At 69.3% G+C, this 11,721-nt stretch carries 8 protein-coding genes; 6 read left to right on the top strand and 2 right to left on the bottom strand.

Annotated elements, in window-relative coordinates; genetic code table 11:
- The first annotated feature begins 82 nt into the window (after positions 1 to 82).
- From ASF30_RS00830 to holA, 6 genes are all read left to right on the top strand, one after another.
- Complete coding sequence (locus ASF30_RS00830) at positions 83 to 1,657, top strand: M20/M25/M40 family metallo-hydrolase (protein WP_235480222.1); 1,575 nt, start codon at positions 83 to 85, stop codon at positions 1,655 to 1,657.
- Positions 1,658 to 1,743: 86 nt separating this feature from the next.
- The gene (locus tag ASF30_RS00825; RefSeq protein WP_055900192.1) at positions 1,744 to 3,135 is read left to right on the top strand and encodes an anthranilate synthase component I family protein; all 1,392 of its coding nucleotides are present in this window, start codon (positions 1,744 to 1,746) and stop codon (positions 3,133 to 3,135) included.
- Positions 3,136 to 3,261: 126 nt separating this feature from the next.
- Positions 3,262 to 5,844 (top strand): leucine--tRNA ligase, encoded by a 2,583-nt coding sequence (leuS, locus tag ASF30_RS00820; protein ID WP_055900189.1) that lies wholly within the window; start codon positions 3,262 to 3,264, stop codon positions 5,842 to 5,844.
- 138 nt (positions 5,845 to 5,982) lie between these two features.
- Positions 5,983 to 6,714, top strand: coding sequence for a ComEA family DNA-binding protein (locus ASF30_RS00815; protein WP_235480221.1), 732 nt, complete (start codon positions 5,983 to 5,985; stop codon positions 6,712 to 6,714).
- A gap of 5 nt (positions 6,715 to 6,719) precedes the next feature.
- Entirely contained in the window at positions 6,720 to 9,113 is a 2,394-nt protein-coding gene (locus ASF30_RS00810) for a ComEC/Rec2 family competence protein (RefSeq protein WP_055900186.1), read from the top strand.
- A 10-nt stretch (positions 9,114 to 9,123) separates the two neighbouring features.
- On the top strand, positions 9,124 to 10,152 hold the full coding sequence (gene holA / locus ASF30_RS22440; protein WP_055900183.1) for a DNA polymerase III subunit delta: 1,029 nt from the start codon (positions 9,124 to 9,126) through the stop codon (positions 10,150 to 10,152).
- 191 nt (positions 10,153 to 10,343) lie between these two features.
- On the opposite strand, the gene rpsT is transcribed toward holA, so the two are convergent.
- Together rpsT and ASF30_RS00795 are read right to left on the bottom strand one after the other, a co-directional pair.
- Positions 10,344 to 10,604, bottom strand: a complete 261-nt coding sequence (gene rpsT, locus ASF30_RS00800; protein ID WP_055900180.1) for a 30S ribosomal protein S20 — start codon at positions 10,602 to 10,604, stop codon at positions 10,344 to 10,346.
- 184 nt (positions 10,605 to 10,788) lie between these two features.
- Entirely contained in the window at positions 10,789 to 11,667 is an 879-nt protein-coding gene (locus tag ASF30_RS00795; protein ID WP_055900177.1) for an NAD-dependent epimerase/dehydratase family protein, read from the bottom strand.
- Positions 11,668 to 11,721 lie beyond the last annotated feature (54 nt).

Raw genomic sequence — 11,721 nt, 5'->3', positions numbered from 1 at the left:
CGATCGGGGCTAGGTTCGAGGGTGATGTCGGCGTCATCCATGCCGGCGGCTCGGAACACTCGACTCCCCAGAAGGAGCAGCAGTGAACAGAACGCAGATGAAGCGAGGACTGGCCATCGCCACGAGCATCATGCTCGGCGGCGCCCTGGCCATGACCGGAGTCTCCCCGGCGCTGGCCTCCGGGTCCCAGGGCGGCGGCGGTGACGGCTGGGAGCGACTCAACTCCTTCGCCCTCCGCAAGGCCATCACCGCGGACGGCCTGACCCGCCACCTCGAGGCCCTCCAGTCCATCGGAGCCAAGAACGACGGCAATCGCGCAGCGGGAACAGCGGGCCACAAGGCCTCGGGCGCCTACGTGGAGAAGCAGCTGGCGAAGGCCGGCTACAAGACCAGCAGGCAGTACTTCAGCTACGAGCAGTTCGTGCTGAACGACTCCGCCTTCGAACTGACGGCGCCGACACCCACCGTCTACACCGCCGATGAATTCTCGGCGATGAGCTACTCGGCGTCAGGAGACGTCTCAGGACCCGTCGTGCCCGTGGACCTCAACCTCACCGGTGATCGTGCCTCGACCAGCGGCTGCGAGGCGGCCGACTTCACCGGCTTCGTCGTGGGCGCGATAGCGCTGCTGCAGCGCGGCACCTGCCCGTTCTCCGACAAGGTCGCCAATGCCGCCACGGCCGGCGCGACAGCCGCCATCGTCTTCAACCAGGGCAACGACGTGCCCGGCGACGATCGCACCGGCGTCGTCGCCGGCACCCTGGGAACGGCATCCGCCATCCCCGCGGTCGGCACCAGCTTCGCGATCGGCGAGTCCATCGCGGCGACGACCGGCGCGGCGGCCCGGGTCTTCGTCGACGGCACGTTGAAGGAGACCGAGACGTTCAACGTTCTCGCCGACACCTCGGGTCGCGCCTCGGAGACCGTCGTGGTGGGCGCTCACCTCGACTCGGTTGCCGAGGGCCCCGGTATCAACGACAACGGCACCGGTGCGGCGACGCTGCTCGAGACCGCGATCCAGCTGAAGCGTCTGCACATCCAGCCGCAGAACCGCGTGCGGTTCGCATTCTGGAGCGGCGAGGAGGACGGCCTGCAGGGCTCGAACTACTACGTGTCGCAGCTGTCGGAGAAGCAGATCGCTGCCACAGCGGTCAACCTCAACTTCGACATGGTCGGCTCACCCAACGCCGTGCGCTTCGTCTACGACGGCGACGGGGACGCGTTCGGTGCGGCAGGACCCGATGGTTCGGCCGAGATCGAGAAGGTCTTCACCGACTACTTCGGCGCGAAGGGGCTGGCCACGGCGCCCACCGAGTTCGACGGCCGCAGCGACTACTTCGGCTTCATCGAGAACGGCATCCCCGCCGGTGGCCTGTTCACCGGAGCCGAGGGCATCAAGACCGACGAGGAGGCTGCGACCTTCGGCGGAACAGCCGGAGCCCCGTACGATCCCTGCTACCACCAGGCCTGCGACACGACGGCCAATGTCGACCCCGTGGTCTTCGAGCAGATGGCCGACGCCGCGGCCCACGCCACCCTGGCCTTCGCCAAGGTCAAGACCTGGAAGCACGGCCACGGCTGGGGCAAGGGTCACGGCAACGGCTTCGAGAAGATCAAGGAGCACGTGCAGAACCACGGAAGCCACTCGTTCCGCTGAGTGACGTCCGAGTGAGCCGAGAGGCGGATGCCCTTCCCCCGGGCGTCCGCCTCTCGTGTGCTTGGCACCGGCTCTAGGCTGGACGGATGCCCCGGATCATCGCGCTGAACGCCTGGCGCGATCCGGAGCGGGTCTTCACCGACCTGTTCGGCACCGAGAGTCACTCGTTCTGGCTCGATGCCGGCCCTGATGCCGAGCACGGGCGCAGCTGGATGGGTGCCCCCTCGTCTACCGACGCCGTGTCGTCGTTCGGCCCGGGCGATGACGTCTTCGGATTCCTCCGCGCGCGGCTGGCTGAAGCGGGCGACACGGGGTCCGATGCTCGTGGCACCGCCGCCGGGCCTTCGCCAGCCCTCGCGGGCCGCCCGCTCGGCTGGGTCGGCTGGCTCGGCTACGAGGTGGGAGCACGGACGACGGGGGTTGCACTGCCCCTGTCGCCGCATCCGGATGCCGCCTTCCAATTCATCGACCGAGCGCTCGAGTTCGACCACGGCTCGCGCTCGGTGCGGGTCATCGCCCTCGAGAGCGCCGCAGACAGCGCGGGTTTCGGTGCCTGGCTGGAACGTGTCCGGTCTGTCGTCGAAGCCGACGCCGAAGCCGACGGCGACCTGCCACGAGCAGCCCGGCCGGCAGTGGCTGGAGGAGTCAGCGCGAGATGGCGCCACGATCCAGCCGAATACGAACGGCTCATCGACCAGTGCCAACGGGCCATCGGTCGCGGCGACGCCTACCAGTTGTGCCTCACCAACACCATCACGGTCGACGGACGCTTCGACGCCCTGGACACCTATGGCAGGCTGCGTGCCGCCAGCCCGTCGCACCACGGCGGCCTGCTGCGCTTCGGTGATCTCGCTCTGCTCAGCTCATCGCCGGAGCAGTTCCTGCAGGTGTCCTCCTCCGGACACGTCATCACGAAGCCGATCAAGGGCACGCGGCCGCGCGGTCGATCCGTCGTCGAGGACATCGACCTGCGGGCCGAACTCGAGGCGAGCGACAAGGAACAGGCCGAGAACCTGATGATCGTCGACCTCATGCGCAACGACCTGGGGCGCGTCGCGGCTCTGGGGAGTGTCCGGGTGACCAGTCTGCTCGCCGTCGAGAGCTACGCGCAGGTGCACCAGCTCGTGTCGACAGTCGAGGCTGAGCTCGACGCCGGGCTCACGGGCATCGACGCCGTCGAGGCCTGCTTCCCAGCCGGGTCTATGACCGGGGCGCCCAAGATCAGCGCCATGCGCATCCTCGCCGGGCTCGAGCAGGGCCCACGGGGCATCTACTCGGGCGCTTTCGGCTTCCTCGGTGTCGACGGCTCGATCGACCTCGCGATGGTCATCCGTTCGATCGTCCTGACGACGGATGCCGCCACGATAGGTTCCGGCGGAGGCATCACGGCGCTCTCGATACCGGCCGAGGAGGTGGAGGAGACTCGTGTGAAGGCGCGTGCGCTCCTGGCGGTGCTGGGCGTCCATTCCGCTCGGTGAGCCCGGGAATGCGGCATCCGCGGCGCTGTTCAGTAAAGTGGAATCTTGGTTACAGCCATGTTTCGCACAAGGCCGCCCTCGAGCAATGGCGCTCCCATCATCACTTCCGTATCGATTGAGAGTCACGTGGCACACGAGCACGAGTCCGCGAGCAGCGCGCCCGGCGAGGACGAGGTCTACGACTTCGCCTCCATCCAGAAGAAGTGGCTGCCCGTCTGGGACGAGATGAAGCCCTTCCGCTCCGGCGATCCCGACGACAAGCGCCCGCGCAAGTACGTGCTCGACATGTTCCCGTACCCCTCGGGCGACCTGCACATGGGGCACGCCGAGGTCTACGCTCTCGGCGACGTGGTGGCCCGGTACTGGCGCCAGCAGGGCTTCAACGTGATGCATCCGATCGGCTGGGACTCGTTCGGCCTGCCGGCCGAGAACGCCGCCATCAAGCGCGGCATCGACCCGCGCGGCTGGACCTACGACAACATCGCGCAGCAGAAGGCCAGCATGCGCCTGTACGCGACCAGCTTCGACTGGGAGCGCGAGCTGCACACGAGCGACCCCGAGTACTACAAGTGGAACCAGTGGCTGTTCCTGCAGCTCTACAAGAAGGGCCTGGCGTACCGCAAGGACAGCTGGGTGAACTGGGACCCGGTCGACCTCACCGTGCTCGCGAACGAGCAGGTGCTGCCCGACGGCACCTCCGAGCGCAGCGGCGCCGTCGTCGTCAAGAAGAAGCTCACGCAGTGGTACTTCCGCATCACCGACTACGCGGACCGCCTGCTCGACGACCTGAACCAGCTCGAGGGTTCGTGGCCGGCCAAGGTGCTCAACATGCAGCGCAACTGGATCGGCCGATCCATCGGCGCCGATGTCGAGTTCGAGATCGAGGGCCGCGAGGAGCGCGTCACGGTCTTCACGACGCGTCCGGACACCCTCTGGGGAGCGACTTTCATGGTCGTGGCTCCGGACTCCGACCTGGCCGCCGAACTGGTCGACGGGTCCACGCCTGAGATCCAGGAGCGCTTCGGCACCTACCTCGCGGCCGTGCAGAAGTCGACCGAGATGGAGCGCCAGGCCACCGACCGCGAGAAGACCGGAGTCTTCCTCGGCCGCTACGCCGTCAACCCGGTCAATGGCGAGAAGCTGCCCATCTGGGCCGCGGACTACGTGTTGGCCGATTACGGCCACGGCGCCGTCATGGCAGTGCCGGCCCACGACCAGCGCGACCTCGACTTCGCGCGGGCGTTCGACCTGCCGGTGCGCGTGGTCGTCGACGTGAACGCCCCTGTCACCGGTGTCATCCCCGTGATCGACATCGACGAGCACGGCGATCCAGTCCTGCCTGACGTCGAGAGCACCGACCCTGTCGACACCGGCATCGCACTCGTGGGCGAGGGACGCCTGATGAACTCGGGTCCGCTCACGGGACTGTCGAAGTCGAACGCCATCAAGAAGGTCATCGAGATCCTCGCGGCGGAGGGCCGGGGTCGTGCGGCGAAGAACTACCGGCTGCGCGACTGGCTCATCTCGCGCCAGCGCTACTGGGGCACGCCCATCCCGATCATCCACGGTGCTGACGGCACCGAGGTCCCGGTTCCCGAGGACCAGCTTCCGGTTCTGCTCCCGGATGCCGAGGGTCTCGACCTGAAGCCCAAGGGCACCTCGCCCCTGGGTGCCGCAGAAGACTGGGTCAACGTGCCCAACCCCATCGACGGCACTCCGGCCCGCCGCGACGCCGACACCATGGACACCTTCGTGGACAGCTCGTGGTACTTCCTGCGCTTCCTGAACCCGAACGACGACACCAAGGCGTTCGACCCGAAGGAGGCCGAGCGCTGGGCGCCGGTCGACCAGTACGTCGGCGGCGTCGAGCACGCCATCCTGCACCTGCTCTACGCGCGCTTCATCACCAAGGTGCTGTTCGACCTCGGCTACCTCAGCTTCACCGAGCCGTTCTCCGCCCTGCTCAACCAGGGCATGGTCATCCTCGATGGCTCCAAGATGAGCAAGAGCAAGGGCAACATCGTCTACTTCACCGAAGAGGTGGAGAAGCACGGCGTCGACGCCGTGCGCCTGACGATGGCGTTCGCCGGTCCGCCGGAGGACGACATCGACTGGAACGACGTCTCCCCGGTGGGCTCCTCGAAGTTCCTCGCGCGTGCCTGGCGCGTCGCGAAGGACGTCTCGTCGACCCCCGACGTGCTCTGGAAGACCGGCGACCCCGCCCTGCGACGGGTGACCCACCGCTTCCTCGCCGACGCACCCGGCTTGGTCGAGTCGTTCAAGTTCAACGTCGTCGTCGCCCGCCTCATGGAACTCGTGAACGCCACCCGCAAGGTGATCGACTCGGGAGCCGGACCAGCGGATGCCGCCGTGCGCGAGGCCGCTGAGGTCACCGCCATGGCCCTCAACCTGTTCGCGCCCTACACGGCAGAGGACATGTGGGAGAAGCTCGGTTACCAGCCCGGCATCGCGCTGGTGCAGTGGCGCAAGGCCGATCCCAACCTGCTCATCGCCGAGTCCGTCACCGCCGTGGTGCAGGTCGACGGCAAGGTGCGCGACAAGCTCACCGTCTCGCCGAACATCTCGGCTGAGGAGCTCGAGGCCCTGGCTCGGGCCTCGGCCGGTGTCGTGCGCTCCATCGGCGATCGCGAGATCGTGAACGTCATCGTGCGCGCGCCCAAGGTCGTGAGCATCGCCACCAAGGGCTGACCGACTGCTCCTGTCCGCGAAGCGGGCGGGCCGACGAGAAGGGCTGGGGATTCCTCCCCAGCCCTTCTCGCGTCAGGTTGCCGCCGCGATCCGGCGGCGGCGCGGTGGGGTCCGACGACGGCGACCTAGCCTGACCCGGTGGGCATCGCAGACGACGACGCGCTCGGGCGGCTCGATCCGGCCGCACGGGCGGCCCCGCGCGTCCGTCTGGCCGTCGGCGGAGTCGTCGTGCTCGTCATCGCCGCGCTCATCGCCACCGTCGTCGTCGCCATGCTCGGGGCCGGCGGAAGCGACGAGACCATTGATGGGGCCGAGCTGCCGGCCGGGCTGAGGTCGACATCGGGTCCGACATCGGCCTCGGACCCGACGTCCGGGACGGGACTCGGCGCGGCGTCGGAACCGCAACGGGAGACAGCCGCCCTGTTCGTGCACGTGCTGGGCGCCGTCTCCAGGCCGGGGCTCTACGAGCTCACCGCCGGCACCCGCGTGATGGACGCCGTGGCCGCTGCGGGCGGTTTCTCGTCCACGGCCGACCCCGGCGGCGTGAACCTCGCACGGGAACTCTCGGACGGCGAGCAGCTCTACGTGCCCGTCGTCGGCGAGGTGCCGCCCCCGGTCGCCGGAGGCGGCACCGGCGCCGCGCCAGGCGGCGCGGTAAGTCCGGGTGCAGCATCCGCCGGTCCGATCGATCTCAACAGGGCCACGTTGGCCGAGCTCGACACCCTGCCGCGCATCGGACCGAGCCTGGCGCAGCGCATCCTCGACTGGCGCGACGCCAACGGAGGCTTCACCAGCGTCGACGAGTTGCGTGAGGTGAGCGGCATCGGCGACAAGACCTTCGAATCACTGCGCGAGCTCGTGACGGTCTGAGCGCCATGCGAGCGGAGTTGCGGCTGGCCTGGCCGGCCGTCATAGCCTGGGCGGCCGCCTTCGTCGTGATCGGGGTTCCGGATGCCGCGGGCTGGGTGGCCGCAGCCGCCGTCCTGCTCTCCATCGGCATTGTCGTCGTGCTGGTGCGCTCGCGCGGGTCTGCGCGGCTACGCCGCCTGATCGCCGTCGCGGCCCTGGCCGCTGCGGCGACGTCGGTGATCTGCACGGCGATCGCGGCAGCCGTGCCGGCGCGCTCCCCGGTAGTGCTCGTCGAGGCCGCTGAGGAGAACCGCACCGTCATGGTCGAGGCCGTCGTGTCGGCGACGCCGGTCGACGGAGCTGCCGCCTTCTCCGGGGCCGAGCAGCTGCGCTTCGAGGCGCGGGCCGTCGTGGTGGTGAGCCGCGGGCCCGAGGGTACCGCCGCTCCTGCCAGCGCCTCAGCCCCGATGCTCGTCTTCGGTGAGGTCGCGGGAGAGCGGCCGCGCATCGGCAGCACTGTGCGGGCGAAGGGCACAGTTCGAGCGACGGATGCCGGCGAGGACGTCGCCTTCCTCCTGTTCGCCACGGGGCCGATCAGCACGGTCGCACCGCCGCCGTGGTATCTCGGCTGGGCCGATCCGCTGCGGGCTGGCCTGGCGACGGCTGCTGCGACCCTGCCGGGCGACGGCGGCGACCTCCTGCCCGGTCTGGCGATCGGCGACACGAGCGCGGTCTCCGATGAGCTCGACACGGCGATGAAGACCTCGTCGCTGAGCCACCTCACAGCGGTGTCCGGCGCCAACTGCGCCATCGTCGTCGCCGCGACAGTGCTCCTCGCCGGCGTCTGCGGCCTTCCTCGACGCGCACGTTACGCGCTCGCCCTCGTCGCGCTGGCCGGGTTCGTGGTGCTCGTGACGCCCCAGCCGAGCGTGCTGCGTGCTGCCGTGATGGCGACGGTCGTGCTGTTCGCGTTCGGGGTGGGGCGCCCAGGTCGTGGCATCCCGGCTCTGGCCGTCGCCGTCACGGTGCTGCTGGCGGTCGATCCGTGGCTGGCGCGCAGTTACGGCTTCGCGCTCTCGGTCGCCGCCACGGCAGGACTGCTGCTGCTGGCCCGGCCGCTGACGGACGTGCTCGCACGGTGGATGCCGACTCCGCTGGCGATCGCCCTCGCCGTGCCCTCGGCGGCGCAACTCGCCTGTCAGCCGATCCTCGTCCTGCTCGACCCGACGCTGCCGGTGGCCGGGGTGCTCGCCAATCTCCTCGCCGAACCGGCCGCTCCGCTCGGCACGGTGCTCGGGCTGATCGGATGCCTGCTGCTGCCGGCTCTCCCTGGCCTCGGTGCGGCGTGCCTGCAGATCGCTTGGGTGCCCGCGGCGTGGATCGCCCAGATCGCCCGCACCGTCGACGGACTCTCCTGGACCCGGCTGCCGTGGGTCGGTGGGGCGGCCGGGGCCGTTCTCCTCGCCCTGGTCACGGCGGCCGCTGTCTGGCTCGGCGTGCGCCGACGGCGCGACGCGCACGCACGCGCGAGCGGCCGCGTCGCCGGTGCGCTCGTCATCGGACTCATCGTCACTGCCGGTGCCTACGGCGGTGCCCTGGTGGGCTCGTCCGTGCTGCGGTCAGCCTCCATGCCCGCCGACTGGCAGTACGCGGCCTGCGACATCGGACAGGGTGACGCCGTCGTCGTGCGCGACGGCGCCAGCTACGCCCTCATCGACGCCGGTCCTGAGCCTGCTCCGTTGAGCCGCTGCCTCGACAGCCTCGGCATCCATCGACTCGACCTGCTCGTGCTCACGCACTACGACCTCGACCATGTCGGCGGCGTCGACGCCGTCGTCGGCCGCGTCGACAGGTCGATCGTCGGCCTGCCCGAGACCGACGCCGACCGCCGCATCCTGTCGCGCTTGCAGCAGAGCGGCAGCAGCATCGAGCGCGGGGTCGCCGGGTTGACCGGTTCACTCGGCGACCTCGGCTGGGAGGTGCTGTGGCCGCCTCAGGATGCAGCCACCATGGCGACGGGGAACGACGGCAGTGTCACTGTGCGCTTCGCCGGCACCGGACTCAGCTCGATGTTCCTCGGCGATCTCGGCGAGGACTCCCAGGACGCGCTGCTGCGTTCGGCCGATGTCGTCCCGGCCGACGTCGTCAAGGTCGCGCATCACGGCTCGTCCGATCAGAGCGCCGAGCTCTACGAGCGGTTGAGCGCCACCGTCGGCCTCATCTCGGTGGGCGCCGCAACAGCTACGGGCATCCGACGGCGAAGCTCCTCGACATCCTGGCGAGAGTCGGCACCATCGCCGAACGCACCGACGAGCAGGGTCTCGTGCTCGTCGCACCGGCCGCCGATGGGGGCGTGCGCGTCTGGTCGGAGCGGCATCAGGGTGTCGGCGGCGCGGGATAAAGTGGAGGTCCCACCCTGAGAGGACCCGCGTGGCTGCTCGTACTTCCGCCCCGGCCAAGGCGCGGTCCACCGTCTCCATCCCGCAACTCGGGTGGAGCAAGGTGCGGCCGGCGCCGGTCGTCCTCGTCTCTGGCACTGAGACCTTCCTCGCGGAGCGCGCCATCCGCGATCTGCGCGACTTCCTCAAGGCCGAGGACCCGAGCCTCGAGATCGTCGACATCGCCGCCGATTCGTACGCGCCGGGGGAGTTGCTCACCATGGCCAGTCCCTCGCTGTTCGCCGAGCCGCGGCTGATCCGGGTGAGCAACGTGGAGAAGTGCACTGACGACTTCATCACCGAGACCATCGCCTACCTGCAGGAACCGGCCGACAGCACGTTCCTCGTTCTGCGTCACAACGGCGGCGTGCGGGGCAAGAAGCTGCTCGACGCCATTCGCGGCGGCCTCGGCGGCGGCATCGAGGTCGTCTGCGTCGAGCTCAAGAAGGACGCCGAGAAGTACGAGTTCGCCGCCGGCGAGTTCGCATCGCAGGGGCGTCGGGTCGCACCGTCGGCGCTGCGGTCACTGGTGTCGGCATTCTCCGACGACCTGGCCGAGCTCTCCGCGGCCTGCCAGCAGCTCATGAGCGACGCCAGCGCCGAGATCACCGAGGCCACCGTCGACCGCTACTACGGCGGCCGCATGGAGGTGAACGCCTTCAAGGTGGCCGATGCCGCCATTGCCGGGCGTCACGGCGAGGCTCTCACCAACCTGCGGCAGGCCATCTCCTCGGGTGAAGACCCGGTGCCGATCGTCGCTGCATTCGCCATGAAGATCCGCACCATGGCGAAGGTCTACGGCGCACGGGGCGGCTCGGGCCAGCTCGCCTCCAAGCTCGGTCTCGCCCCCTGGCAGGTGGAGCGCGCACAGCGCGACCTGCAGGGCTGGAGCGAAGACGGACTCGCCCGCTGCATCACGATGCTCGCCGAGACCGATGCCGCAGTGAAGGGTGCTGAACGCGACCCCGTCTTCGCCCTCGAGCGCATGGTCGGCGTCATCGCCTCCCGGGGTCGCGCGTAGGCGTCTCACGGCCAGTCCTCCCCGGCGCATTGACCGCGGACTTCGTCCGGGCGTCAGCGAGCGTCTACTCCTGAAGACCGATCTCCCGCTCGCTGAGGCCCGACGCAGTCGCGGCCGAAGCGCGCTCAGAGACTGCAGATACAGAGAAGGCCCCGGATGCCGAAGCATCCGGGGCCTTCTCGCACAGTCGCTTAGAGCGCTGCAACCTGCTTGGCGATGGCCGACTTGCGGTTCGCAGCCTGGTTCTGGTGGATGACACCCTTGCTGACGGCCTTGTCGAGCTTCTTCGAAGCGGTCTTCAGGGCGCTGGACGCAACGGCCTTGTCGCCGGAGGCGATGGCGGTGCGGGTGGCGCGGATGGCGGTCTTGAGCTCGCTCTTGACGGCCTTGTTGCGCTCCTGGGCCTTCTTGTTCGTGCCGATGCGCTTGATCTGCGACTTGATGTTTGCCACGTTGAGTACGTTCTTTCGTTTGTGTGTGGATCGGATGTTGCCGCATGACGGTAGAGGGGCGCCTGCGGCGAAATCGTGTGAGGTGGGACCCACACGCAAGCCAACAGGCAACTTTACCCTATGGAGGGCCCCGGCCGATAATCCCGCCGGGTGCGGATGCGGCGGACTCCCAGCTCGGCCGTCCTCAGACCACCGAGACCGGCGCGTAGGACCCCGAGGCGATCTCGTCGAGCACCGATGCGCCGGCAGGTCGCCACCCGAGTTCCGTCCGTGCCCGCGAGCCCTTCGCCTGCTGATCGAGGAGCAGGGCGTCGGCGAAGTCCGCGCCCAGTCGCTCACGACTCGCGTCGGCTGTCTCCGGCGCGGTTCCGCCGGCGACGTCCCACGCTGAGGCGATGGCGTCGCCGAGATCCTGCACGGTCGGATTCACGCCGCTGGCGCCGATGTACACGCCGTGGGCGCTGCGATTCTCGTAGGCGAGTACGTAAAGGTCGGCGATGTCGTCGAGGTGCACGGTGGTCCAGTGCTGCGTTCCGTCACCGACGAGCGGGACCGTCGGTGCGACTCCGGAGCCCCGGGGAGCCTCGATCAGGCTGCGCACGATGCCGCTGCCCTGGCCGTAGACGACGGCCGGCGCCACGATGGCCGTGTTGGGGGCCGCGTTGACGAGAGCCTGTCCGTCGGCCCGCCACCCGCTGATCGGCAGGGGCTGCAACGGGGACTCCTCGGTGATGTCGGCCCCGGATCCGTAGATCCAGATGCCGCCGGTGTGCACGAAGCGCGCGTCGCGGCCGGCGAGGGCGGCCAGCACGGCGGGAACGAAGACGCTGTCGACAGCGGGGGAGGAGGCGAGGTGGATGACGCCGCTGGCGGCAGCGGCCGCAGCGGCCACGATCTCGGCGTCATCGGCCGCTCCGATGATGGGCGTCGCCCCGGCCGCTTCGACGATGGCGGCCTTCTCCGGCGAGCGCACCAGCGCCGACACCTCGTGGCCGGCGGCGACGAGCCGCTCGAGGACTGCTGAACCTATGTATCCGGCACCGCCGGTCAGAAGAATGCTCATGCGATGGTGCAACCGCGATGGGCTGGGATTCTTCCCCGTTGCTCGACATTCCCG

Origin of the sequence: Leifsonia sp. Leaf264, from assembly GCF_001422325.1 — a bacterium.
GTDB lineage: Bacteria > Actinomycetota > Actinomycetes > Actinomycetales > Microbacteriaceae > Orlajensenia.
This window is presented reverse-complemented; position numbering and strand designations above follow the sequence as displayed.

Bases quoted from the DNA above. Each gene is read 5' to 3' on its own strand.
- ASF30_RS00825 (WP_055900192.1), top strand. From the start codon at position 1,744: ATGCCCCGGATCATCGCGCTGAACGCCTGGCGCGATCCGGAGCGGGTC.
- ASF30_RS00810 (WP_055900186.1), top strand. From the start codon at position 6,720: ATGCGAGCGGAGTTGCGGCTGGCCTGGCCGGCCGTCATAGCCTGGGCG.
- ASF30_RS00795 (WP_055900177.1), bottom strand. From the start codon at position 11,667: ATGAGCATTCTTCTGACCGGCGGTGCCGGATACATAGGTTCAGCAGTC.